Source organism: Citrobacter sp. Cpo037, from assembly GCF_030332945.1.
GTDB lineage: Bacteria > Pseudomonadota > Gammaproteobacteria > Enterobacterales > Enterobacteriaceae > Citrobacter > Citrobacter portucalensis.
Window position 1 is genome coordinate 114437 of sequence record NZ_JAOWGW010000080.1, and the last position, 26038, is coordinate 140474.

At 52.4% G+C, this 26038-nt stretch carries 24 protein-coding genes; 10 read left to right on the forward strand and 14 right to left on the reverse strand.

Translation table 11 applies throughout. The annotated features are described in order from the left end of the window. From OGX94_RS21570 to OGX94_RS21580, 3 genes are all read right to left on the reverse strand, one after another. Positions 1–1893 (reverse strand): NAD(P)-binding protein, encoded by a 1893-nt coding sequence (locus tag OGX94_RS21570; protein ID WP_063941525.1) that lies wholly within the window; start codon positions 1891–1893, stop codon positions 1–3. Positions 1894–1981: 88 nt separating this feature from the next. Further along, positions 1982–2455 carry an ester cyclase gene (locus tag OGX94_RS21575; RefSeq protein WP_126956257.1) on the reverse strand — a complete coding sequence of 158 codons (474 nt, stop codon included), beginning with the start codon at positions 2453–2455 and terminating at the stop codon, positions 1982–1984. 11 nt (positions 2456–2466) lie between these two features. Then, positions 2467–3894 (reverse strand): gamma-aminobutyraldehyde dehydrogenase, encoded by a 1428-nt coding sequence (locus OGX94_RS21580; protein WP_149335762.1) that lies wholly within the window; start codon positions 3892–3894, stop codon positions 2467–2469. A 315-nt stretch (positions 3895–4209) separates the two neighbouring features. Between OGX94_RS21580 and OGX94_RS21585 the strand changes: the two genes are divergently transcribed. After that, positions 4210–4935, forward strand: coding sequence for a FadR/GntR family transcriptional regulator (locus OGX94_RS21585; RefSeq protein WP_003832701.1), 726 nt, complete (start codon positions 4210–4212; stop codon positions 4933–4935). A 24-nt stretch (positions 4936–4959) separates the two neighbouring features. After that, positions 4960–5658, forward strand: coding sequence for a cache domain-containing protein (locus OGX94_RS21590; RefSeq protein ID WP_003832700.1), 699 nt, complete (start codon positions 4960–4962; stop codon positions 5656–5658). Between the two features lie 21 nt (positions 5659–5679). Here the strand turns inward: OGX94_RS21590 and OGX94_RS21595 are convergent, their stop codons facing one another. Continuing rightward, complete coding sequence (locus tag OGX94_RS21595; protein ID WP_003832697.1) at positions 5680–7161, reverse strand: APC family permease; 1482 nt, start codon at positions 7159–7161, stop codon at positions 5680–5682. A gap of 332 nt (positions 7162–7493) precedes the next feature. Here OGX94_RS21595 and OGX94_RS21600 point away from each other — a divergent pair, with 332 nt between their 5' ends. Next, positions 7494–7634 (forward strand): hypothetical protein, encoded by a 141-nt coding sequence (locus OGX94_RS21600; protein ID WP_003832695.1) that lies wholly within the window; start codon positions 7494–7496, stop codon positions 7632–7634. 51 nt (positions 7635–7685) lie between these two features. On the opposite strand, the gene OGX94_RS21605 is transcribed toward OGX94_RS21600, so the two are convergent. Beyond that, on the reverse strand, positions 7686–8579 hold the full coding sequence (locus OGX94_RS21605; RefSeq protein ID WP_286569935.1) for a LysR family transcriptional regulator: 894 nt from the start codon (positions 8577–8579) through the stop codon (positions 7686–7688). 305 nt (positions 8580–8884) lie between these two features. Between OGX94_RS21605 and OGX94_RS21610 the strand changes: the two genes are divergently transcribed. Genes OGX94_RS21610 through OGX94_RS21625 form a run of 4 tightly spaced genes read left to right on the forward strand, consistent with a single transcriptional unit; the run spans position 8885 to position 11990 of the window. Further along, positions 8885–9718, forward strand: a complete 834-nt coding sequence (locus OGX94_RS21610) for an ABC transporter substrate-binding protein (protein ID WP_063941523.1) — start codon at positions 8885–8887, stop codon at positions 9716–9718. A 1-nt stretch (position 9719) separates the two neighbouring features. After that, positions 9720–10538: an amino acid ABC transporter ATP-binding protein gene (locus OGX94_RS21615; RefSeq protein WP_003832690.1), complete on the forward strand. Its 819-nt coding sequence runs from the start codon at positions 9720–9722 to the stop codon at positions 10536–10538. Further along, positions 10538–11323: an amino acid ABC transporter permease gene (locus OGX94_RS21620; RefSeq protein ID WP_193133954.1), complete on the forward strand. Its 786-nt coding sequence runs from the start codon at positions 10538–10540 to the stop codon at positions 11321–11323. Before OGX94_RS21615 ends, OGX94_RS21620 begins: the two co-directional genes overlap by 1 nt. Continuing rightward, positions 11313–11990 (forward strand): amino acid ABC transporter permease, encoded by a 678-nt coding sequence (locus tag OGX94_RS21625; RefSeq protein WP_257661679.1) that lies wholly within the window; start codon positions 11313–11315, stop codon positions 11988–11990. Before OGX94_RS21620 ends, OGX94_RS21625 begins: the two co-directional genes overlap by 11 nt. 9 nt (positions 11991–11999) lie before the next feature. Here OGX94_RS21625 and ydhT read toward each other — a convergent pair whose 3' ends face one another. The 9 genes from ydhT to ttrS form a co-directional block, all read right to left on the reverse strand. Further along, entirely contained in the window at positions 12000–12812 is an 813-nt protein-coding gene (gene ydhT, locus OGX94_RS21630; RefSeq protein ID WP_003832684.1) for a protein YdhT, read from the reverse strand. Positions 12813–12815: 3 nt separating this feature from the next. Next, positions 12816–13601, reverse strand: a complete 786-nt coding sequence (gene phsC / locus OGX94_RS21635; RefSeq protein ID WP_257661678.1) for a thiosulfate reductase cytochrome B subunit — start codon at positions 13599–13601, stop codon at positions 12816–12818. Next, complete coding sequence (locus tag OGX94_RS21640) at positions 13598–14266, reverse strand: 4Fe-4S dicluster domain-containing protein (RefSeq protein ID WP_063941522.1); 669 nt, start codon at positions 14264–14266, stop codon at positions 13598–13600. The genes phsC and OGX94_RS21640 overlap by 4 nt, the downstream gene beginning before the upstream one ends. Positions 14267–14330: 64 nt before the next feature. Further along, positions 14331–14996 carry a YdhW family putative oxidoreductase system protein gene (locus OGX94_RS21645; protein WP_149335765.1) on the reverse strand — a complete coding sequence of 222 codons (666 nt, stop codon included), beginning with the start codon at positions 14994–14996 and terminating at the stop codon, positions 14331–14333. Between the two features lie 10 nt (positions 14997–15006). After that, complete coding sequence (locus OGX94_RS21650; RefSeq protein ID WP_286569980.1) at positions 15007–17109, reverse strand: aldehyde ferredoxin oxidoreductase; 2103 nt, start codon at positions 17107–17109, stop codon at positions 15007–15009. Between the two features lie 120 nt (positions 17110–17229). After that, positions 17230–17856 (reverse strand): ferredoxin-like protein, encoded by a 627-nt coding sequence (locus OGX94_RS21655; protein WP_003029338.1) that lies wholly within the window; start codon positions 17854–17856, stop codon positions 17230–17232. Between the two features lie 490 nt (positions 17857–18346). Next, the gene (fumD, locus tag OGX94_RS21660; protein ID WP_003029345.1) at positions 18347–18556 is read right to left on the reverse strand and encodes a fumarate hydratase FumD; all 210 of its coding nucleotides are present in this window, start codon (positions 18554–18556) and stop codon (positions 18347–18349) included. 92 nt (positions 18557–18648) lie between these two features. Then, positions 18649–19233 (reverse strand): tetrathionate respiration response regulator TtrR, encoded by a 585-nt coding sequence (gene ttrR, locus OGX94_RS21665; RefSeq protein ID WP_003832672.1) that lies wholly within the window; start codon positions 19231–19233, stop codon positions 18649–18651. Next, a complete protein-coding gene (gene ttrS / locus OGX94_RS21670; protein WP_286569938.1) occupies positions 19208–20989 on the reverse strand; it encodes a tetrathionate respiration histidine kinase TtrS in 1782 nt (593 codons plus the stop codon). The genes ttrR and ttrS overlap by 26 nt, the downstream gene beginning before the upstream one ends. Positions 20990–21168: 179 nt before the next feature. Here ttrS and ttrB point away from each other — a divergent pair, with 179 nt between their 5' ends. From ttrB to ttrA, 3 genes are read left to right on the forward strand one after another with little or no spacing between them, the layout of a single operon-like run. After that, positions 21169–21903: a tetrathionate reductase subunit TtrB gene (ttrB, locus tag OGX94_RS21675; protein WP_226804182.1), complete on the forward strand. Its 735-nt coding sequence runs from the start codon at positions 21169–21171 to the stop codon at positions 21901–21903. Continuing rightward, positions 21904–22926 (forward strand): tetrathionate reductase subunit TtrC, encoded by a 1023-nt coding sequence (gene ttrC / locus OGX94_RS21680; RefSeq protein ID WP_063941518.1) that lies wholly within the window; start codon positions 21904–21906, stop codon positions 22924–22926. Continuing rightward, positions 22919–25984 carry a tetrathionate reductase subunit TtrA gene (gene ttrA, locus OGX94_RS21685; protein ID WP_286569940.1) on the forward strand — a complete coding sequence of 1022 codons (3066 nt, stop codon included), beginning with the start codon at positions 22919–22921 and terminating at the stop codon, positions 25982–25984. Before ttrC ends, ttrA begins: the two co-directional genes overlap by 8 nt. The last annotated feature ends 54 nt before the right edge of the window (positions 25985–26038 follow it).

The following is a 26038-nucleotide window of genomic DNA, read 5'->3' on the forward strand; positions in this document are numbered from 1 at the left end:
TCACCCCATATCCTTGAGTTCATTAACCGCACGCCATGCCTGATCGATTGCCGTATGGGCATAAGCACTCCAGTCAGAATCGGAGTTAGCGATGGCAATGCGACCGACTGGCTGACGCGCCCGCTCGATAATTTCTGGCATCTTATCCATATCATCGAACAGCGAGTTGGCGTAGTACGCATAGCCATGCGCCCAGCGGTTAACCGTAATGGCGGAAATATCGCGTTGATTATCAAAGCCTGTTGAGCCAAACATCTCCTGCAACTGGGAGCGAATCATCTCCTCATGCGCCGCAAAGGTGGTCCCCAGCAAATAGGCTCGTCCCAGACGGAACTGCTCTCTGGCCGACAGGTTACTGCCCGGATAGGTCGGCACATAGACCATATGAATGACCATCGGGTCGTCCGGGGAGGCCGGATGTTGATACCCACCAATACTGACCGGATAGTCGAGCTTGACCCTGCTATAAGGTGCCGCCGGAGAATAAAACTCATGCACGCCAAGCTGTTTGAACGCCTGCCAGTTTTTGACCACCACGTTGGTGTACACCAGCGGTGCCTTCACGTTCAGTTTAAGATCCGCCTGCTGCTGTTCCGGCATCTCAGGCACCAGATACGGGATCATCATGTTATAGCCTGCCATGATGGTGTTCTTACCGCGCACACGGTGCATTTTACCGTCACGCAGATAGGTCACCGCCACGCCATCCTGCACGTTGGCCGCATTAATCACCGTGCTGTTCAGGCGCAGGCGCGTAGTGTTTTCCGGCAGATCCAGCTTTTCGTAATGTAGTCTGGCGAGGACAGAGTCTTCCATCGTGTTGCCCGGTAGCGCATCCGGCAGCATATATCTGACTAACAGGCGGGCTAACCCGGCGTTACCGTCCGGGAAGTGGTAAACATACGGCTCTTCGAGGTCGGCCAGCGACTCTCCGTCCAGCGGCGGTAACCCCATCCCTTCCATGCCGGGTAAGGCGCACGCCCTGGCATCACTACAAGAAATACCTTCAATACCAATAGCAAAGAAGTCGTTGGAACGCTGCTGGAAATAGAGCAGCGCCATTTTGCTCAAACCGACTTTTGTTGCCAAAAATTCACTGTAGCTGTGGGTATCCAGCCATTCCATTTTCTCATCGACCGTCATTCCCGGCAGGTAATCACCGGGCCGGACGTGCAGGTCGATCAGCGCTTTTCTGTCATTCTCACTTAGCGGAAAATCATTGATAAAGTCTTCAATTTTACGCCCATTGAGCCTGTCCGGCGGAATATCATCAGATACCGCGCGGCCCGGATCGCCGCTGACGATTTTTGTTTCGCCAAAATTCTTCTTATCGAAGAAAACGCCGCGACTGAGCTGCCAGTCGGGGTAGAAGTTTACGTCAAAACTCTCTTTCAACCGCGTCACGCTGACGCCCACGGTTTCCATCAACTTTTGTACTTCAGGGCTGAAATTATGCGCAGGGGACTGGAATGCTTCGCTGCCACCATAACCGAGTAATTTCTTACCCGAGCTGGTAAATTCATTGCGTTTGGCGTGTCCACCAAAGTCGTCATGGTTATCGAGGATCAGGATCCGGCTATTTTGCCCGGCAACTTGACGCCAAAAACAACCGGCAGCTAACCCGCTAATACCGCCACCCACAATCACCAGATCGTACTCTTCCTCAACGGGCAGAGCGTTTAAATCAAAATGTTTATGCTCGCGACCTAGCGCATGCGCCATTTCAAACGATCCAGGATGATTGCCCCGCAGCCCCGTCAGCGCAGGAGGATAATAATTTCCATCTATAAATGCGTTTCCCTTTCCTGCCGCCCTGACCCACTCCAGCGGGGTAAGTCCCGCCGCAATAGTCACCGCGACGCCGTTGAGAAAATCACGTCTGGTAATTGCCATTAACTTTTTTCCTTATTGCTACACACTGCCTTTAATACGACACAAATAAGAGAGATACCCCTTCTTATTTATAAAGGGGTACAACCGACTACTTCACTGGCTTTAACTCTTCATCCAGTTTTTTAGAATCATAATAATCACCCTGCCAGGTGATTTTTCCTGCTTTAACATGAATATAGCTGACGCCTTCAAATTTGATCGGATTATTTGTCGGCGGACTCCCTGCCCATTCACCACTATTTTTACCTAAAAATTCCCAACGAAAGGCCACGGTGTCTTCGTCGTAGACGGGCTTGCCGACCATTTTCCAGCTAAGATCTGGAACCGCCTTAATAAAAGCGCCGATAACCTCTTTTTCTGCTTTTTCCCTGCCGTTTATCGGTTCTCCCGCGGCGGCATCATAATAGACCGCATCATCAGCAAGAAATTGAGCGGCTCGCGAAGCATCATGCGCATTCCACGCCGCCATATACTCTTTTACGGTATTCAGCGATGTACTTTCTGCCAGGCTATAGCCCGAGAACATCACTAATGAAAGCACCGCGAGTTTTAATGTTTTCATCGTAATCCTCTCTATTCAGAAATGTCGCACATGATATGTTTCACCCGAGTGTATTCCTCGAGCGAATAAGATGAGAGATCTTTGCCATAACCCGATTTTTTGAACCCGCCGTGCGGCATTTCGGCGCACAGAGGAATGTGATTGTTAATCCACACCGTGCCAAAATCGAGGTCAATGCTGAAGCGTTGGGCGCGACCATGATTACTGGTCCAGACGCTGGCGGCAAGACCATACTCCACATCATTCGCTTTGTGTAGTACCTCTTCGTCAGTAGTAAACGACTGAATAGTCATCACTGGGCCAAATACTTCATGTTGAATAGCTTCATCATTTTGATGCACTCCGGAGACGATCGTCGGCTCAAAATAGAAGCCTGGACCAGGCCCGACGCGCCCACCGGTTTCAATTTTCGCATGTGCCGGTAAACGCTCAATAAAGCCTTTCACCTGCTCCAGCTGATTCCGGCTATTCAATGCACCGTACAGTGCATTTTGATCTTCTGGCGGCCCAAATTTGATTCTTTTTGTTTTCTGGATCAGTTTTTCCAGAAACTCAGAGTAGATAGATTGTTCTACCAGAATCCGCGTAGCCGCTGTGCAATCCTGCCCGGCATTGAAAAAGCCTGCCGTGGTGATCGTCGCAATCGCCTTGTCTATATCCGCATCGGCGAACACGATTGCGGGCGCTTTCCCGCCCAATTCCAGGTGTGCTCGGGTCAGGTTTGCCGCCGCCGAAGCCGCAACCTGCAAACCCGCACGGACCGAACCGGTAATAGAAACCAATGAAGCCTTCGGGTTTGAAACCACCAGCGAACCAGTGCTGGCTTTGCCCAACACAACGTTAAATGCCCCTCTCGGGAACAACGGTGCGGCCAGTTCAGCCAACAGCAGCGTACTAACTGGCGTGGTGTCGCTTGGTTTTAACACCACAGTGTTGCCTGCCGCCAGCGCTGGTGCAATCTTCCACACCGCCATCATGAACGGGTAGTTCCACGGCGTCACTTGCCCAACAATACCCAGCGGTTCACGACGAATGGTTGAAGTAAATCCTGCGGAATATTCTCCAGCCGCCTTTCCTTCAAGACAGCGCGCCGCACCAGCAAAAAAGCGGATGGCATCGCAAGATGCCGCGATCTCCTCTTTCTCAATAAAATGGCGAAGCTGACCGGTTTCCTGACTCTGCGCGGTTACCAGTCGCTCAACGTTACGTTCAATCTCATCGGCCAGCCGCAACAATGCTTTTTGCCGCTGTGCCGGCGTCGATTTTCTCCAGATGCTAAACGCCGCCTCCGCTGCTGAGTAAGCCTGCTCTACCTCCGCCTCGTTAGCGTTGGGAGATATTGCGTACGTTTCACCGTCAACCGGACTCACCAGTTCGAAGCTATCTTCGCTACTGCCTGCTACATAGTGCCCATTAATAAAATGCTTCAGGGTTTTCATGTTTGTCTCCTGCCAATTAATACATAAAGAATCTTATGTAATATATATATTGTAAAATTTTTTCAAATGCGCAACATTGACACTATGATAAGCCTCGCATTTTTAACTTAATTTTTACATTTTCAGGATGAGGCTTTTTATTGCCAGCTGACGCGTTACGCCCAGCTCATCATAAGGTTATCGGGACACACATCCGCTTGTGCAGTGACGTTGCGCCCAGGCATGTAAAATAACTCGGCCATTCTTACCTTCCTTGCCCGACGGGCATGTGTTAAAAATGGTCGTTGTTTCAGGGAATTGAGTACAGAAAAGATTATGATTACTCACGCGGTCATATTTGCGCCTATCGGGCAGGTCAGTCGTTCAGACCAGATAGTCCAACGCCTTTCAAATGCCATTATCACGGGGTTGCTGGAGCCAAAAGAACAGCTCCCCAACGAAACTGATTTGGCAAAGATGATGGGTGTCTCACATATCACTATCAGAGAAGCGCTAAACACGCTTCGGGCTAATAATCTTATCCATACGGTTCGTGGTCGTAATGGCGGGAGTTTCGTTTGCGAAAATATTGATGGCAAAAATAGCGCCCTACATCCGTTCAAGGCGATCAGTACGGATTATCTGTCTGATCTGGGTGAAATGCATTGCGCCATTATTAGCCATAGCGCGCGGCTGGCTTCCCGACGGATGACCGGTGCGGATATCGCCAAATTTCGCGAGTTTGTCGAGGTGCTCAGAAAGGCAAACTCACCTGAGTTGATGACCCAGGCCGATATGCGTTGTCTGCTGGCGATTGCCGCAAGTTCGCATTCAGCGCGACTGGCCAATCAGGAGCTGCAGGTTCAGGCTGAATGGGCATCGCTGGTGGCGATACTTTATCGCACAGACAGTATTCATGCAGAAATTACCGCGCTTTATTCGGCGCTGGCCGATGCGCTGGCTGCTCACAACGAGGCAGAGTCAGTACAGTTTGCCACGCGGATCATCGACACGTTTACCTACTACCTTATTGAAAAAAAGCTGAAATATAACTCGAACTGACAATCAGTGAAGGCAGGACAGACAATGAGCTCTTCGACATCCCTAAGCGCATTAATTCGTAAAATTGATGACATTACTGTTTCTACCGTAGATTCTACCGTTGCGCTGGCGAGGAGCATCCATGAGGCGATTTCAGGGGTACAAAAGGCCTCAGCCGAGGTCGTTCTCGACCCCTCAGTCAGATCCACCGTTCAACAGCACATCAAGCGCACGCTCAATAACAACCATTACTGCTCAGGGGCGGGATTCGCCAGCCATATTGAGAGCACCGCAACCACAAAAGAGTATTGGTTGCTGGAGTGGTGGTATAAGAAAGATAATGGTTTGAGCCAGGCGCATCTGGATTTGGATCAGGCCACGCAACAACGACTGGACTTCAGAACCTTTGAGTGGTTTAAGCATTCTCCTCCGGCTGGCAAAGCCTATATCCACGGTCCCTACGTCGACTATATTTGCAATATCTCCTATACCCTGACGTCAGCCGTCCCGGTCTACTACAACGATCAGTTTCTCGGTGTTGCCGCGGTCGATCTGCTGGTCAGTCAGATAGAAGCCGAACTGCTTTCCTGTGCCCATCCTGACTATGTGATTCTGACTAATCTGGAAAACAGGATCATTTTCTCCAGTTGGCCACGTTTTCGCGTGGGTGAATTGCTGTCACCTGCAAACAGTACAGTGGTGTATCAGAGCGACTACTTTATCCTTTATCACTATCAAAACTAAGGGCCCGAAGGCCCTGAGTTTTTAGTTATCCTGCCCCATATTGAGCTTATTGGCGTAGGCAATGGCGTCGTTTTCCGGCGCCGCTGAACGACCAAACGGACGGGTCAGGAACATATAAATAAGCCCCGAGCCAACAACAATCGCCAGGCCAAACAGGACCGTCCAACGGTCGATGAAGTCGCTGCTGTCTGCCGGTTGCGCCAGTAACCAGATCCCGCACAATCCGTAAGCTAACGCCAGCACATTCACGATTACGCCCCAACCGCCAATAGTCCACTCCCCCGCCGGTTTCCAGCCTTTCAGACGCTGACGCAGCGCGGCCAGCACAACCATCTGGAACGAGATGTATATCCCGATTACAGCAAACGCGGTGATACGCGACAGGTTATCTGGCTGGAAATAAACCCAAACGCAGATAATCACTGGCAGCAGGCAACTGACGACCATGGCATTATCCGGAACACCATTTTTAGAGATTTTGGCCATCCATTCACTTCCCGGCAGCATTCTGTCGCGGGAGAAAGAAAAGATAAGACGGCTTAACGCAGCCTGCAGAGACAAAATGCACGACAACATGGCGATAATTGCGACGACGATAAAGACAGTTGCGCCAGTTTCGCCCAGAGCTTCATTAAGGATTGCAGGGATAGGATCGGACGTTTTGCCATTCACGATGCTGACCAGATTCGGTGAAGCCAGCAAATAACCCATAACAGAAATAATGGCGGAAATCGCGCCGAATACGATGCTTAAAATCATCGCCACCGGGATCTTTTTACTCGGATTCTGCACCTCTTCCGCAACGTTACCGCAGGCCTCAAAGCCAAAGAACATAAACAGCCCCATCAGCGCAGCGGACATAAATGCGGTGGAGTAGCTGCCGTCATGCGCCAGCACGCCCATCGAGTCAAAAATCACAGAGAACGGCTGCGAACGGTGGAAAATCAGCAGATAAATCCCCAGCGCGATCACGCTGACAATTTCACACCAGAAACCAATTTTTGCCACCCGGGCCAGATTTTTAGTCCCGGACATATTAACGGCCATCATCAACAGCAGCAGCAGGACAGAAGTCACCAACATCGTGGCCGGCGTCTGACCATAGTGGAAGAGTGATTCAACAAACGTTGATGTATATTCCGCGATCGACGTAATGGTGACCACCAGCGCCCACAGGTAGATCCAGGCGGCGATCCACGCATACTTCTTGCCCCACAACCTTCTGGCCCAGGGGTAAAGCCCGCCGGTTATCGGATACTGGGAAGCAACCTCACCAAACACCAATGCCACCAAAAGTTGCCCACATGCGACGATTAAAATCCACCATACTGCGGGCGGCCCCGCCAGCGTTACGGCCAGCGCAAACAGCGAATAGACGGCAGTAAGCGGCGACAGGTAGGTAAAACCCAACGCAAAGTTTGAAATAAGACCTATCGATCTATTGAACTGTTCTTTGCCATCTTTTTGAAAATTATCGTTTTTCTTATCAGGTGTCTGTTCCATATAGCTTTCTCTTTTGTGGAATAGTCGCAGGGTTGAACGATTAATGTATAAAAGATATTAAGTTATATGTATAGTGATTTTGTCGCAGATTTGTTAAAAATGATCGCGCATCACGTTAATGAAAAAGTGGAGATAAAACGGTAGAGAGAGCGAGAATTTTGCGGTATTTACAACCAACGATTCTTTAGCAATTGCGAACCATAGGCTATTTTGGCGGATAAATACGCACAGCGGATTGCGTTCGATGCTAAGTAGCAAGAATCGCTGCTGTTAAGCAACATTTTTGCAATATAATAACGTGATGTTAAACGCTGAACCTGAGCAGGTGAATGATGGAAATTGATCTCGATAATCTGGTCTTTGATGGACTGGAAGAAGCGCAAGAGCGTAACGCTGAACGTCTGGAAGATGCAGACAAGAAAGCGCAGGAAATTATTGCTGATAATGACTGCGGCGACGCCTGCAAAATCTGATTTCCAAACCGGCGTAATGCCGGTTTTTATTGCCTGTTTAAGCCACCCGTTTCAGCCCGTATACCGCAACGCCTCAATCAGTTGCGCAAAAGCGGCGGTATGCTGTTTTCGGCTGGGATAGTACATATAATAGCTAGGAAAAGGTTCACACCAGTCCTCTAACACTTTTTCCAATGCCCCCTCAGCAACAGCCTGTTCGACGGTGTCTTCCGGCACAAAAGCCAGCCCCATTCCCGCCATCGCTGCACTAATTCGCGGAGGTAGATTGTTAAAAATAAGCTGCCCTTCCACCCGTACGCGCAAATCTTGCCCGTCTTTAGCAAACTCCCAGGCGTATAATCCGCCCAACGTCGGCATGCGCATGTTAATACAGCTGTGATTTTGCAGGTCGTGAGGGGTTTGCGGTTTGCCATGACGAGCAAAATACGCCGGTGACCCCACCACTACCATGCGCCAGTCCGGGCCAATTCTTATGGCGACCATGTCTTTTGCCACCTGCTCACCGAGCCGAATACCCGCGTCATAGCGGCCAGTCACAATATCCGTCAGACTATTGTCGATGGTCATTTCCACATTCACATCAGGGTAAGCCTGCAAAAACGGCTCCAGCGCGGGCCAGACGGTAGATTGCAATGCATGTTCGCCCAGCGTCAGGCGAATGTTACCGGCCACGCGCTGACGGACATCGGTTAATGCCAGCAGCTCTGTTTCAATGTCATCAAAACGCGGGCTGATACTGTTGATAAGCCGTTCTCCGGCTTCGGTCGGCGCAACGCTGCGCGTGGTGCGGGTCAGAAGCCGTACATCCAGCCTCTCTTCAAGCCCACGAATCGCATGGCTTAGCGCGGATTGCGAAACCCCAAGTTTTGCCGCTGCCCGGGTAAAACTACGCTCGCGGGCAACGATAATGAGATAATAGAGATCGTTAAAATTATCACGCAGCATGCTTATCCCCACTCCAGACCTGTTGTGACATATGGTACAGGTCCGGAGGGTATTCCAGTAGCATTTCTGGACATTAGCACAACTCAATCTTATTCAAGCGTGCTCTCTCACAAAAACAAAATGCGAATTATTACCAGGCTTATGCACGATTTTACCTTTCACTCATGCATTATTTTCACCCGCTATTAACACATCCTTCACTAATAACATTTTGTATATAGATAAGAATTTTTTCTTATTTTGTCCCAACCGTAAGTTATGGGAGCGTAAAAAGCACAAACCAAAAACTACAGGGATTTCATACAATGATGGCAACGAAAACGTACCGCGCTAAAAAAACACTGCTGGCATTGGGCGTGCTGCTGGCCTCAGGACTTACCGTCTCGCAGGTTCAGGCTGACCAACTGGCCGATATCAAAGCCGCAGGCGTCGTAAAAGTCGCGACATTTGACGCGAATCCTCCGTTTGGCTCCGTCGATGCCAAAACCCATAAGATTGTCGGCTACGACGTTGATTTTGCCGAAGCGCTGGCCAAATCCCTTGGTGTAAAACTGGAACTGGTGGCGACCAATCCGGCAAACCGCATTCCGTTATTACAATCCGGTAAAGCTGATTTAATCGTCGCGGATATCACGATTACACCTGAACGGGCGCAGGTAATAAATTTCTCCGTCCCTTATTTTGTTACCGGCCAGCAGTTCCTTGTGCCAGCAAAATCTCCGGATAAGCTCGATGAATACAGCAAGGCACGCATCGGCGCGGTAAAAGGCACTACTGGTGAACAGGCACTGCATCAGCGCTTCCCGCAGTCGCGCGTGGTGGCCTACGACGACATCCCGCTGGCGTTAACCGCGCTACGCAACGGCAATGTTCAGGCCATTACCCAGGACAGTACAATTCTGGCCGGTTTATTAGGCGGTGCGCCGGATAAAGCCGATTTCAAAATTCTGCCGGACCTGCTGAGCAAAGAAGAGATCGGCGTGGGGGTGAAAAAAGGTGAGCCAGCGTTGTTAAAAGCCGTCAACGATGAACTTTTGAAGCTGGAATCTACCGGGCAGGCGGCCAAAATTTATGATGTCTGGTTTGGTCCTGAAACCAAAAATCCGCAACCCCGCGCCTTTAAAATAGAAGCCAAGTAATATGCTCTCAGCCCTTTTTCATCGCTCCGCAGCTTCGGCTGCGGATTTTACCCATTTGCGCCAGGCGAGCGTCGAACTGCGCAATGTGATTAAACAGTATGACGCTCATTCTGTCCTTAACGGCGTTAGTTTGGCGGTTGAACCCGGTGAAGTGGTGACCATTCTGGGGCCTTCCGGCTCAGGAAAGTCCACTCTTATACGTCTTATCAACCAGCTTGAGTCGCTCAGCGGTGGCGAAATCTTCATTGATGGTAAACCGATTAGCCAGTTGCGTGGGGCGGCGTTACGCCAGCTACGTAGCCGTATCGGTTTCGTATTTCAGCAATTCAATCTTTATTCGCACCTGACTGCGCTGCAGAACATCGCGCTGGCGCTGGAATATGTTCACGGCTGGAACAAGACGGAAGCGGAACGTCGGGCACTCGAGTTACTGGAAAAGGTAGGACTGGCGGAAAAAGCCAACGCCTATGCCGCGCAGTTGTCCGGAGGGCAGCAGCAGCGCGTGGCCATCGCCCGCGCACTGGCTTCATCACCGCAAATTATTCTGTTTGATGAGCCCACTTCCGCGCTGGATCCGGAAATGATCGGCGAGGTACTTCAGGTGATGAAAAATTTGGCCCACAGCGGTATCACCATGATCGTCGTGACCCACGAAATGCATTTTGCCCGCGAGATTGCCGATCGGGTGGTTTTCATCGATGGTGGCGATATTCTTGAAGTGGCCCCGCCGGAGGATTTTTTCGTCCGACCACAGCACCCAAGAACCCAGCGTTTCCTGAAAAAAGTGCTCGACCCGTTACACCAGGAGTCATCATCATAATGCATGCAATGGACTGGCAGGGAGTGCTGAGCGGGCAACCCCTGCAATGGATAATTTCCGGTTTTCTCACCACGCTCTGGGTGACGCTGGCAGGTATCGTGCTCGCCACGCTCATTGCCATCTCACTGCTCGGCCTGCGCCTGACGGGCAATCGTCTCGCTAAAGCGATGGTCGGGGTGTGGGTCTCGGTGTTTCGTAATACACCTTTACTGGTGCAACTGATGTTCTGGTATTTTGCCGCCTGGAACTGGCTACCCCGTGACGTCATTAGCTTTATCAATGCCGATCATCCATGGTCAATTTTGCCGGGTGATGTCTGGTGGTTAACACCGGAGTTTATCTGTTCAGCATGGGGGCTTGGCGTATTTACCTCAGCATTTTTGGTTGAAGAGATCGCCTCTGGTTTACAAGCTGTTTCTGCCGGACAACGCGAGGCTGCCGTGGCGCAGGGGTTTTCATCCTGGGCGATATTTCGTCATATTCTGCTGCCTCAGGGGCTGGCAAACGCCTGGCAACCGATTGTTGGGCAATATCTCAACCTGATGAAGCTTTCCTCGCTTGCCAGCGGTATTGGATTTGCTGAGCTCACCTACCAGGTACGGCAAATTGAGAGCTACAACGCGCACGCGCTGGAAGCCTTTGCCGTTGGCACCGCACTTTATCTGTTTACCGGCATCGTTCTGGGTATGCTGCTTACCCGTCTTGGCCCGCAGTCTGCGTCGGATAAATCGTCAAAGATAAGAATGCGCATCTTCAGCGTCAGGAGCATACTGCATGATCGCTAATGTTTCGGTCATTACCGACAATCTTAACTATCTCCTGTGGGGACGTGTAGCTGAGGGGCAACCCGGCGGCGTCCTGCTCACTTTGCTGATGGCTATCGGTGCGGCTTTGCTGGCGCTGCCTGGCGGGATCGTTCTTGCCTGTTGTGCCTGGCGATTTCCGGGCGCGGTTCGCAACGGATTGTTTATCTGGGCGGAATTTATTCGCGGCATTCCGCTCATCTTTGTGATTTTCTGGATGTGGTATTTGCTACCCATGCTGACCGGAAGCGATCTGCCCGGTGCCGTTACCGTGACACTGGCGCTGGCATGGTTCACCGCCGCCTCGGTGATGCACTCGGTGTATGCTGGAATTAGCGCACTGCCTGGCGGGCAATATGAAGCGGCAGTTGTTCAGGGTTTTCGCCCGGATCAGGCCCTGTGGCTTATCTTGCTGCCGCAGGTGCTGCGTAACGTACTGCCGTCGCTGACAGGGATTTTTATTGGGCTACTGAAGGACACGTCACTGGCGTTTATTGTTAACGTGCCGGAACTCACGACGGTTGCCGGTCAGGTTAACAGCCGGGTGCAGATCTACCCCGCTGCCATTTTTATCTTTACCGGGCTGGTCTATTACCTGCTGTGCTTTAGCCTTGAAAAAATCACCCTGCGCCGATTCGCACTAAAATGACCTCTCGGCTCAACATTCCACGAACTGATGGTCTTCGTTGAGCCGATATTTCACGCCTGCCCGAATGTTATTTTCCCCTTCAACGGCAAGCGCAAAACGCATTCTTTCGCCATCGTGATAAGCCAGCGCCGCACATCCGCCGGGACCAAGAATTATCGAGTCGACAGCACCGGTACTGGCAACAACGGCGTTCTCTCCGCTGGCAATAATGTGGATATTGTCCGCGCAGTTAGCGATTTTCGCCTCTGCGCCAAAACAGGCCAGCTGGGTTAAATCACCGCTACTGGCAATCCGGTTTCGGTCGCCGAGCGAACTGATACGTACGCGCATGCCGGTACTGGCAATACGCGTTCCGTCGCCCACGCTGCTGATACGCGCCGAGTTTCCCGCAATCGCTATTCGCCCGCGATCACCTGAACTGCCGATATGCGTGTTATAGCCTACACTGCCAATCCGTGCGCTGTAACCGGCACAGGCGATCTGCGCAGCATACCCGGCGCTGGCAATTTTAACGTTGTCACCCGCACTGCTAAACCGGGCATAATCTTCCGCACTCGCCAACGGACGGCTGGTTTCCCCCGCGGCTTGCTCACAGGAAATATTCCCCATTGCGTCAATATCCTGCTGAGCAAAACTCGCCTCTTCCCGCCATTTTGACCAGCCGTATTCCACCAGGCTATTTGCCCAATCGGTATACCCTTCCCGCTGGAGCGCGCGATGAACATCGGCATAGCTTCCTCCTGCGGGAAACGCGCGTAGAAACCAGCGGTACATGACGGGCCCAACACGCCAGGCCCGTAAGTCACTTCGCGTAATCATCATCGCTTAATGCCGGTGGTAGCCATCCACCATACACTTAAAGGTTTCGCCCGGCGTGCGACCCGTAGTGCAGAGATAAAGATGCCCAAAAATGAAAAACAGACCGACTATTGCCAGCGCAAAGTGCGCCTGAAGTAGCCAGTAACGCACCCCGGGGAACAGATCGCCGACGGCCGTCGGGTAAAGCGATAACAATCCAGTGATCAGTAGCAGTGGCAACAAACCATACATCACGCCAACATAGGCCGCCTGCTGTAACGGATTAAACTTAGAGCGAGGTGAGGCCGGAAATGGGTGTGACTCGCCCTGCATAATGCCAAACAGGTAAAAACGAGTTTGTCTTTGCGCGCGTGCGATCCAGCCCTGACGTTGAATAATATAGTGATGTCCGTTGCCGCCAATCAGGTTGATCAGCACAAAACCAATCCAGCAGGCAAGTAGCAAAAAGCCACAAACCTCATGAACGGTAAGCAGGCTTTTCATTACCGGTGCGCTGACGGCAGAGAAGTGATTGACCAGGCCACTGACCAAAAGTAGCAGAAACAGCAGCGCATTCGACCAGTGCCACAAACGAACAGCCTTCGAATATAAATAGACCTTCTCACCGTGCCCTGCCGACGCTTTATGTGCCGCCCGAAAGCGCAGCATGGCGTGAAGCGCCAGCACCAGCCACATTCCCACCAGCATTAACCCGGCAACGACTAACCACACAGGCCAGTAGTCCGGTGAAAACAGGGGAACATACTGTGCAAGCTGGGCGTGAAACTGTTCGGCATTCTGCGACGCGTTCATACATTTTCCTTTTTAATCAAATGTTGACCGAACCGACGATACAGATGGGGTTTCCCGGCGCCTGCAAGTTGATATTCGTAATACTTGTTTTCTCGCAACCAGGTCTGAATTTCCGGGCTATCTTCACGACCGAAAATCAGCGCATGTTCCGGGCAAGCGTTAACACAGATCGGAGGGAAACCTTTCGCCAGCCGAGATTCTGCGCAGAAGTCGCATTTATCAGCCACTTTGGTTTGCGGGTTGAGATAGCGCACCTGATAAGGACACGCGCCAATACAGTAACTGCAGCCAATACAGGAAGACGTATCTACTCGCACAATACCGTTCTCATCTCGCCAGGAGGCACCGGTCGGACACACCTCAATGCAAGGCGCATCATCACAATGCTGGCAGGACTGACGGAAGTAGTGATACAGCGTTTCGTTGTCGTTGTCCGAGACTGGAATATGCGCTATCGACAAACGGCTGCCCTGGGCAGGAACATGGTTGGTTTTCCTGCAAGCCCGGGCGCAGATATTACATCCGTTACACAGTGATTCATCGTGAATCATGACGTAACGAACGGCTTTAGGGCTCCTGGTACTCGCTAACAGATTTTGACCTGGACCGGTGAAAAAAATCACCGTCCCCATGCCAATGACAAATTTTCGTCGGGTGAAGGACATCGGGTTATCCTCTAATACTGTGACAGTGGTCGTCCACACGTTCCATGACATCAACCTGAATAATTCAGGGGTTCTGATACTGCTCAACCTCAAGCCATTCACACAGGCCGTACGCTTTGCCATAACTCATAAAACGTTCGCTAAACAGATAAGGCTCCGCATTTGACGATTCCACAGTACGTATATCCGCGTAATCGGGATGCGTTTCCATGGCCGTGAGCGCCGTTGTAATCTGTTGAGACTCAAAGCTGTACGGCGGTTGCGTCAACATGGCGACCTTATAGGGGCGAGGATACGTTCGACAGTCGAAGCGTACAGCCTCGGCAATCGCACGGCAGATGTCGTTTTCCACCACCTGCACGCACATGTCGGCGTAGTTTGCCGTCATGGTTTGCGTTGAGTAGAAATAGACATCTTCCGCCCCCTGCACACGGGTGATATCCGCGTTATTCGCGTCCTGGCACAGCACATCCAGCAGCGCGGAGAGATCGGCTTCAGGGACCGAATAAGGTGGCTGCAGAAACACGCTGCGCGCTACCAGGTGCCCCGATGCCGAATGCTGGCGGATAAAATCTGCCACAATCGACTCCGGGCTGGCGGCTTCCTGAACCTGCGGCGCAGTCACCTGCTCGACCGGCGGGTGAAACGCCTGTAGCCAGTGTCTCTTTTGGCTATCAACCTCGTCAGGAATCGCCTCAACGGGTGCCTGAACGTTGCTCACGTTAGTCATCTCGCGTTCCTTACGCTGGCAACAGATCCTGCGCAGCCAAATCGGCTGCCACATCTTCAAGTCCGAGTCGGTTCAGGGTTTCGCGCGTTGGGCAACCCAACTCGGGATCCCAGCCCATTTCCTGATAGAACATCGTCAGTGACTGACGCATATCCTCCCTGTCCATCTTGTCGGTGCCTTCGGTGAAGACCGGAATTTTTGGGTCTTTATCAAACACCCAGGAGCAGATAAGATCGTGCTCGTTACGCATATCTTTGGTTTGCATCAGTTTGACCGTATAGGCACGATGCAGGGTAAAGATGCGTTCAGCAGCCAGGTCCAGACTCGCCTGCGTGGTTTCATCACCGGTGACGGCCTGGAAGAACTTCGCTTCCAGATCCAAATCTCCGCGATAGTTGCGGCTCTTGAGTGGTGAAACCGTCATCGGCCAAACCCAGTTACACAACGTAACCGCGTTATGCAGACAGACTTTCAGCAGCGTCCATTTGGCATATTTGATCTTGGCGGCATTGATCGGGGTGTAGTTTTTGGTTTCGTCGTAGGCATCCTGCGAACCAAATAGCTCGCCCGCCACTTCACGCTGTAATTTCAGTGGTAAACCGGAACCAATGAAGTTGATATGGGTGTGCGTCATGCAGTCACGGTTAAACATGCAGTTGGTGATCGCCCCCACCTGCGCCGAGGCTTCGTTTGCATGGTGGACCGGAAAACCAAACGGCGACCACAGTTTATTTTTGGCATAACCCCAGTACTCTTCGCCCAAATCCCAGCGTTCAGCAATGGCATACGAACCGTCTGCAAGATGACTGAGTTCCCCCACGCGATGCGCCAGTCGATAGTAAAAATCTTTGATAAAGTTAGGATCGCCCGCCTCCAGTTGATCCCAACGGATCTCCGCGTACTCTTCGGTTGGCAGCACGCGTTTAAAGACACCTTTCGAATAGCAGTAGGTAAAGTCACGGTGCAGCTGGCCGTAGTTACACCAGATACCGTAATCGTCAAACAGGTTCAGTCCGATCAGGTTCCCTACGACTCGCCCATCGTCTTTATCGTCAAAATCTTTCGGGCCATTGGGGAAAATGGTGGTGTGAACAAAGTTCGCCACGCAGGTGTTGCCGCCGGTACTCGGCACGCCAAAATCCTTCACCCGCGGGACATTGAGCTGCGACATACAACGAATAGGGCATGAATGGCAGCCGCTCATTTTGACCGCGTATTTTTCTGCGGCTGGACCCAGATCGAACACCGATTTATAGGTACGGAAACCCACCGTATTTTGGTTGCCCGGCGGGATTTCACCGGTTTCGATTGGCCCCCCTTCTGCCGCACCCCAGAAAAGTCCCTTACGGGCTGTCCAGCGCGAGTTTGGCGAAGAGTATTCTGCCCAGGCCTGCGGGGTGCTTGGCACAACGTGGTTGTTGTTGGCGCCGATAAGCTCGGTCATCATGTAGTCATTGAGACGCTTCATCTCTTTACGATCGGCTATGTTGACGCCTTTAGTCCCTTCTACCGCAATGGCCTTCAGGTTTTTCGAACCCATCACCGCACCCGTACCGGCGCCGCCGCTGTGGTTGCGGCTGTTGATCATGCAGGACAGTGGAACCAGATTCTCACCCGCCTGCCCAATAGCGGCAACGCAGGTTTCCGGGCTGGTAATCCGGCAAATCTCTTCGGTTGTGGCGCGAGTCCCCTTGCCCCACAAGAAATCGGCTTTTTCGATACTGACTTTATCGTCTTTGATGTTGATCCAGACCGGTGATGCGGACTTGCCTTCAATAATAATGGCGTCGTAACCGGCGAATTTCATTTGTGCAGCAAAGAAACCGCCCATATGGGCATCTACGACTAAGTTACCTTTGGTAAACGTCGATAAGGAGGTGATATTGACGCGGGAGCTACAGGGAGCGCCAGACCCCGTCAATGGTCCGGTGGCAAAAACCAGTTTATTCCCTTCATCAAAAGGCATGGTGCCTGGCGGGACTTCGTCGTACATAATTTTATAACCAAAGCCCATCCCACCGACAAATTTTTTAAATTTACTGGAATCTTCAAGGGTGATATTACCCGTAGTGAGATTGACCCGTAAAATATTACCTGTCCAACCATTAGCCATCATGTTTTCCTTTGCAAGAAGGTTTAATAGATATACCCGCCATTCTTCAGGCAGCTTTTTTATCCAAAACTGCAGTATTTTTGGCAATTAATGGCGCGAATCAGGCATGCCTGTTATCTATCAAACAGTAATATCTTTCCACTCGATAATTTTTAATGCTCCAGTCGGACAAGCATTGGCGCATTCCCCGCATAACACACATTTTGAGGACTTTTTCGTTTCGGTATTTACGGTCGCCATCATCCACGGGCAGGCTGTGGTACACGCGCTACAGCCAATACAGCGTTTGTGGTCCACCGCAATACAACCGTCTTCCTGTTTCCAGGTAATTGCACCAATTGGGCAGACCTTCATGCACTGCGGATCTTTGCATTGCCGGCAGGTATCAGCGGTATAGTTTAAATCGCCATACAGCCCACCACCGGACCCGACGCCATCATCGCCAAAGAAGAAATTGCGATGGATTTTTATCCGGGAAAAGAAGGTCCCTACGGCACCATCGTTATAATTGGTACAGGATATTTCACAGCGGTGACAGCCCGTACAGCGGGCTCGCTGGGTCACCAGAACCCCTTTCGGCGTATTGATAAGCCCCACGGTCCCACTATCGACATCTTCCTGCTTACAACCAAATAGGGATAACAGCGCGGGGGCAATCGTTAATCCCGCCAGTCCTTTCCCTGATATCCGCAGGAATTCTAGTCGCGTTAAACCACAATCTAAAAATGGACGATCAACCTGGTTCATTTATTTCGCATCCTCTTCGCAAATGCTGTGGTAGCAACACATCCAGGCTAATTTAAACCAGCGCAGCTCAAGCCATATCGGGCGGTTAATGTTGCCAACAACACGTAAATTTTTGCCCTAACCTGATCGCGTAAATGACGGTGGTTAAACTGAATAAATCTAATCCTTTAGGGTTAGGCGTAGAAATAATGTGGTTATTCAGCATGCATAGTCTTGATCGTCATCAATTAAAAAACGGAAGGGATATAATTAATGCGGAGTGAGATTTATTATCATTAAGAAATGGAGTGTAATAGCAGCCCATTTAAATTACAAATATTTGTGAAGCCTCTCACAAATATAATACTGCACGGCCATCGATATATAAATAAATATCGATTTATAATTCTCTACAAGAATTTATTAACGAAGATAAATTATATAGATTGATAGATTAACGTATCGAGAATAAGAGGACGGCAAAAAATTTCTGCGGTCCTCTTTTTATGAATTAACCGGCCAATGCTTTAATTACGGTCTCAATAGCCTGTTTTTCTAACTCACTGCGCTTCACGCGCTGGTTAGCAAGGGTGGTTCTCAGTACTCCCGCAATGACGATATGCTTAGGTTCTTGTCCCAGATCGCGCATTTCCAGCACTACTTTACCGACTACTCTGCACATTTCACGGTACAACTCGTCGTCTTTCGTCTGATTTCCCATTTTTGCCCGCTCGTCATTAACCCAAACCAACAGCATATATCACTCTGACGATTTAGACAAAATTCAATGAAAATCAAATAAATGTCATCATTCTACTGAATTCTCTGAAGTCGATTAACGAGCTCAGCAAGACTTCCTGCCTGCATTTTTTCCATCACCCGCGCCCGGTGCACTTCAACCGTACGCACGGCAATATTCATGGCATCAGCAATTTCCCGATTCATTAACCCTTTTGCTACCAGATGCGCCAGTTCCCGTTCTTTTGGCGTAAGTTGTTGATAGCAACAGATGATCTCTTGTCGCGAGAACGCCGCTGCCGAGACCTGCAATGCATGTTCTAATGCCGCCTGCAGCGGCACGGCTGACACGGGTTTTTGCAAAAAATCGACCGCGCCACGTTTCATTTGCTCAACCGCCATCGGCACGTCGCCGTGCCCGGTGAGAAAGACCACCGCCAGCGTGCTTGCTTTCTGACGCATGATTTCATGCACAGCGTGCCCATCCAGTACCGGCATACGCATATCCAGCAGTAGTACGCCCACCTGGTGCAGATTTGCCTCGGCGAGGAATTTCTCGCCTTGCTCCCAGCAAGACACCTCATATCCCAGACTTTCCAATAAAAACGCACAGGCCTGCGTGACGGCAATGTCGTCATCCAGCAGATGAATTATCGCCACTACGGCCTCCTTCCTGATTTGGTTTAAAATACAATGTCACTCTCGCCCCCGCTTTGCCGTCCGGAGCCTGCTGATTTTTGATCTCAATATCCCCGTTTGCGTAGCGCACCAATCGCTGACAAATGGCCAGTCCTAGTCCCATACCTTCTTTGCGGGTGGTCATAAACGGCTGAAACGCCTGATACAACTGAGCCTCGTCAATGCCTCCGGCATTATCCTGCACCTGAATACGCACGCCACCATCCTTGTGCAGGGCGCTAAACCATACTGTCGTAGCGCCTGCTTGGGCGGCATTGAGTACCAGATTAGCCAGCACCTGCTCAAGAAGAACGCTTGGCAGCATCAACGTTAACGCCTTACTAACCTGCGTGTGCAGCGCTATCGCCGGGAATTGCTGGGGCATGCGCAGTAATTGCCAGACGTGATGGATAGCATCGTGAACGTTGATGGCTTGCCAGTCATCGGTGAGTACCGGATTGCCCTGTGCCTGGCTGACCCACTGCCGGAGATTGCGCAGCGTATCGGCTCCCCGTTGTGCCTGGGTGTCTATGTGCTCAAGCGCGGGCAACAACGGATGCTGCTCATCCTGACCACGCAGGCGAATCAGACAGCCTTGGGCATAATGGCGGATAGCAGACAACGGCTGATTGAGCTCATGGGCAAAACCGGAGGTCATCTCCCCCAGCACACTCATTTGGCGGGCAGTCTCCAGCGCCTGTTCCTGTTTGTGCAACAACACGTTGTTCCGCTCCAGCTGCCTGCCACGTCGGCGAACCAACAGCATCACCCAGATGTAATTGAGCGTAAGCAACAGCAACACGATGGCCACGCCCCCCATCGCCAGTCGGTGTTGAATAAACCAGCTTTTGACATCCAGCCACAGCTGACGCTGCTGCGGATGCTGGCGGACGTCGCGCAGCAACGCTTCTACTTCACGGGTCGAGGCGGGCGCGCCCCAGCGAAACGCCGCGTTTTGCGGTGCATTGAACAGTACCCGCGTGACGCGATCGGCCAGCTCGTCACTCACTGCTGGTAGTGCGGCAAATGACCAGTCCGGATAGAGCGGCGTACTGGTTAAACAGGGAATTGAAGTCGGATGATTCAACACGGTCATAAAATCGGTTTTACGGATGAGGCCTTCTTCATCCATTTTTTCCAGCAGGCACACCGGCACGATCACCGCCTGCACGGCTTTTTCACGTAATAAATAGAGTAAGGCATCGGCGGGAAATCCGGTGAACGTCAGACGCAAATCGCGCTCCGGGCGCAGACCGGCATCGCTGAGCGCTTTATATCCCAGCAAATAGCCGCCAAACGCCTGTGCATCAATGGCACCAACCGTTTTGCCGATCAGATCGTGTGCGGAGGTTATACCGCTGTCGCGCCTGACGAGAATGGCGCTGCCAATCACGTTACTGGTGGCTTTCCCACCACGGGTGGAGCGTAACGACGCCAGCCAGCGTAGCGCTGAGCGGCTGTTAAGCTGGACAAACTGCGCCGGATTGGTGACAACAAAGTGTACCGTTCCACGATTCACCGCCTCCTGCATCTGTCGCAGGTCCAGCGGTTGAATATGAAACTGCTCACCGGGGATTTGCTGATTCAACAAGGTTTCCAGCGGCTGCCAGTGATTGCGTGTTGAAACCTCCCCGCGCATCGCCAAAACGCCAATGTTCCATGTCTGCGCCCTGACCGCGCCGCTTAGCACCCACAGCGACACCAGCACCGTCAGACATCTTACTACGTTACGTCCCACTCAATTATCCCTGTCAATTATGTTGTTTTAGATCAACAACAAGCCGGGTATGTGGTTAACCACAATAGAGTATACCCCGTCACGATTTTTACACTGTAAATCATTGAGATTCTTTATTCATCACACGCAAATCAACGGCGTGACCAATGTTTCGTTGTTGCATCGTGACGGGAGAAAATATGGACAGCAGTAAACGGCAGTTTCTCCAGCAACTGGGCGTCCTGACCGCTGGGGCATCACTGGTTCCGCTGGCTCAGGCGCAATTTCCCTATTCGCCTGAACGCCGGGAAGGCTCACAACAGCATCGCTACGCCATGCTGGTTGACCTGCGACGCTGTATCGGCTGCCAGGCCTGTACCGTCAGTTGCGCCATTGAAAACCAAACGCCACAGGGCGAATTTCGTACCCTCGTCAACCAGTATCAAGTACAGATTGAAGGTCAGCAAAGCGTCACCAACGTCCTGCTGCCGCGACTGTGCAACCATTGTGATAATCCCCCTTGCGTGCCCGTTTGCCCGGTGCAGGCCACTTTCCAACGCGAAGACGGCATTGTGGTGGTCGACAACACACGCTGCGTGGGCTGCGCCTATTGCGTGCAGGCCTGCCCTTATGATGCGCGATTCATCAATCATGAAACGCAAACCGCCGATAAATGTACCTTTTGCGTTCACCGCCTAGAAGCAGGGCTGCTCCCGGCCTGTGTGGAATCCTGCGTCGGCGGCGCGCGCATCATTGGCGATATTAAAGATCCGCACAGCCGCATTTCACAAATGCTGCATGAACACCATGACGCCATCAAAGTCCTGAAGCCGGAAAGCGGTACGTCTCCTCACGTGTTCTATCTGGGACTGGATGAGGCGTTTGTCACCCCATTGATGGGACGAGCTCAACCCGCTCTCTGGCAGGAGGTTTAAATGAGCCATTCACTGATTATCGACGAGGTTCTGGCCCATCCCCAGGACGTAAGCTGGTTACCCTGGGCCGTACAATATTTCTTTTTCATCGGCATTGCCGCCTGCGCCGCGCTGTTCGCCTGCGTTCTCCACTGGCGCAAAAAAGAAACGGCAAACCTGGAGAATCTGACGCTGTTAATCGCCCTGACCTGTGCGATTACCGCGCCGCTGGCGCTGACCGCTGATCTACACCAAACCGCCCGCGTCTGGCACTTCTATGCGTATCCGACGCCATGGTCCTGGATGCCGTGGGGCGCGCTGTTTTTACCGCTGTTTACCGGTTTTTTAGGTCTGTGGTTTCTGGCGCAGCATGTGAAACGACTAACGCTAAAAAGTTACAGCGTCACAAAATGGTTAGCACTTGGTAGCGCGCTGTCCGCCATCGGATTGCTGGTTTACACCGGCCGTGAAGTGTCGGTGGTACAGGCGCGTCCCATTTGGTTCAGTTACGCCTTTCCGGTTGCGATGTTCCTCAGCGCGCTGCAAACATTTCTTGCCCTGCTTATTGCCACGACAAATAGCAAGGACGCACTACCGCGTAAGCTAGCGTGGGGGCAAATGGTCACGTTGATCGCGCTGGCTATCGTGGTAGTGATCTGGGCGAGTGGTAATACGCTTTCCGGTTCGGCTATCCGTCAGTGGCTGGATGTTGCCTCTTCAGCACAACACTACGCTATCGGTTGGGTTGCGCTATGGCTTGTTTCGCTTGCTCTTTGCGGGTTGGTTGTACGTTACCCCTTGTCGCTACCGCTGCGCATATTACTCGCTTTTAGCGCTATGGCGCTGTGCTGGCTAATGCGCTGGACGTTACTCATCCAGGTGCAGACCTTACCGAAATTTAACGCGCAGTTTAATCCCTATACCCTGCCCGGCGGCACCGATGGCTGGCTGGCTATTGTGGGTACCTTCGGCCTGTGGATAGCACTGATTATTATTGTTCGTGAAGCCCTGAACGCGATCGCAAGGAGAATGCAACATGGCTAATTTAACCCGTCGTCAGTGGCTTAAAGTGGGCCTTGCCGTAGGTGGCATGGTGACTTTTGGCCTGAGTTATCGGGATGTGGCAAAGCGCGCAATAGACGGTTTGTTGGACGGAACCTCGGGCAAAATTACCCGTGACCGCATTTTTGCCAACGCGCTCATCCCCGAAGCCAACGCCCGGCCTCACTGGCAGCAAAACCCGCAGCAGGTGATCTCGATGACGCAGTGCTTTGGTTGCTGGACGCAGTGTGGCGTACGGGTTCGCGTTGACACTGAGCAAGGCAAAGTGCTGCGCATTGCGGGCAACCCTTATCATCCGCTGTCGCACGAGCATCATATAGACGCCTCTGTCCCCTTTACCACGGCATTGGAACAGCTGGCCGGGGAGTCAGGTCTTGACGCACGTTCCACCGCCTGCGCCCGTGGCGCAACCTTACTCGAAGGTCTGTACAGCCCGCTACGTATTCTGGAGCCTATGAAGCGTGTCGGTAAACGCGGTGAGGGAAAATGGCAGCGCATCAGCTTCGAACAGCTGATCAAAGAGGTGGTGGAAGGTGGCGATTTGTTTGGTGAAGGCCACGTTGATGGTCTGAGAGCTATCCACGATCCCACTACACCGCTTGATGCGAAACATCCCGGCTTTGGCCCAAAATCCAATCAACTGCTGGTCACCAATACCAGCGATGAAGGACGTGATACCTTTTTACGTCGCTTCGCACTGAACAGTTTCGGCAGTAAAAACTTCGGTGCTCATGGCGCTTACTGCGGCCTGGCCTATCGGGCCGGTTCCGGCGCGTTAATGGGCGATCTGGATAAAAATACCCACGTGAAACCCGACTGGGATAACGTCGAATTCGCGCTGTTTATGGGCACCTCTCCGGCGCAATCCGGCAACCCGTTTAAGCGCCAGGCCCGCCAGCTGGCCAGCGCCCGTTTACGTGACGACTTCCGCTATGTTGTGGTGGCGCCAGCCCTGCCATTAACCACGGTGCTGGCTGACGATCGCGGCCACTGGCAACCCGTACGACCGGGAAGCGACTCCGCGCTGGCTATGGGGATGATAAGCTGGATTATCGATAAACAACGCTATAACGCTGATTATCTCGCCATTCCCGGCGTGCAGGCCATGCAGCAGGCAGGAGAAAAAAGCTGGACTAATGCAACGCATCTGGTGATTACCGATGAAATTCCAACGCTTGCCGGACAACACCTGACCCTCGCCCATCTGAGTGCAAACGCTGCCCAGGAGCCGATGGTCGTCAACGAGGCCGGTGAGATTGTCGTCGCCAGCAGTTGCCCGCGCGCTCAGCTGTTTGTTACCCGTGAAGTGACGCTGGCCGACGGGCAGACAGTAACGGTAAAAAGCAGCTTCCAGTGTCTGCGTGAGTCCGCAGAAAAACTGTCGCTAACGCAGTACAACCAGCAGTGTGGGGTGTCAGAAGCAGACATTGCCGCTCTGGCCGACGCATTCACCCGCCACGGGCGTAAAGCGGCTGTGATCACGCACGGCGGAATGATGGCAGGCAATGGATTTTATAACGCCTGGTCGGTGATGATGCTCAATGCGCTTATTGGTAACCTCAGCCTTGAAGGCGGCGTGTTCGTCGGCGGCGGCAAGTTTAATGGCGCCACCGACGGTCCGCGCTACAACATGGACAGCTTCGCCGGGAAGGTAAAACCGAAAGGGTTAAGCATCGCGCGCAGTAAAACCGCTTATGAGTCTTCGGAAGAGTACCGCAATAAGGTAGCTGCCGGGCAATCGCCCTTCCCGGCTAAAGCGCCGTGGTATCCGTTTGTCGCCGGTCAGCTTACCGAACTCCTCGTCTCGGCGCTTGAAGGTTACCCTTATCCGCTGAAAGCCTGGATCTCCAACATGACCAACCCGTTTTACGGCATTGCGGGGTTACGCGGCGTGGCGGAAGAAAAGCTCAAGGATCCTGCTCGTCTGCCGCTGTTTATTGCCATTGACGCCTTTATGAACGAAACCACGGCGCTGGCAGATTACATCGTGCCGGATACCCACAACTTCGAAAGCTGGGGATTCAGCGCTCCGTGGGCGGGCGTGGCCAGCAAAGCCACCACCGCGCGTTGGCCAGTTGTCAGATCGGCGACCAGCCTCACGGCTGACGGTCAACCGGCCTCGATGGAGTCTTTCTGTATCGCAGTGGCAAAGCGCATCGGGCTACCTGGATTCGGCGACAATGCAATTACCGATCCGCAAGGTAATCACTATCCGTTAAACCGTGCGGAAGATTACTACCTGCGTCTCGCGGCCAATATTGCGTTTATGGGCAAAGCTCCGGTTGCTGAAGCACAGCCGGAAGACATAGCGCTGACCGGGGTCCAGCGGATCATGCCTGTGATGACCCAAACGTTGAAAACCGATGAAATCAGCCGAGTGGCGTTTATCTACTCCCGCGGCGGGCGCTTTGCGCCGGACAACAGCGGGCGAGTTGATAACCGCGTCGGCAATGCCTGGGAAAAACCGCTCCAAATCTGGAATGCGAACGTCGCCGCGCACCGCCATGCGATTACCGGCGAGCGCTTCAGCGGCTGCCCGGCCTGGTATCCTTCACGTCTGTCAGATGGACGTGCGGTCGAGGAGTTGTTCCCGGAACAAGAGTGGCCGTTGAAACTGATTTCCTTTAAATCCAATACCATGTCCAGCGCCACGGCGGTGATCCCACGCCTTCATCATCTGAAGCCGGTTAATCTGGTGGCGCTCAATCCACAGGATGGTCAGCGGTATGGCTTAGCACACGGCGATATCGTGCGTATCACTACCCCAGGCGGTCAGGCGCAAGCGCAGATAAGCCTGCTGCATGGCGTCATGCCGGGTGTTATCGCCATTGAACATGGTTACGGACATAAAGAAATGGGCGCGGCACGGCATACCCTCGACGGTGAGCCGATGGCGTTTGATGAGCAGATTAAGTCGGGGATTAATCTCAACGAGTTGGGTTTTGCGGACCCAACCCGACAGGTAGCCAATACCTGGCTTGACTGGGTGTCGGGTGCGTCGGTGCGTCAGGGGTTGCCCGCGAGAATTGAGCGAGTGTAGCTCTGGTGCCGCATGGCATTGCGAACGCGTTTTACCCGGCCTACAGGACATCGT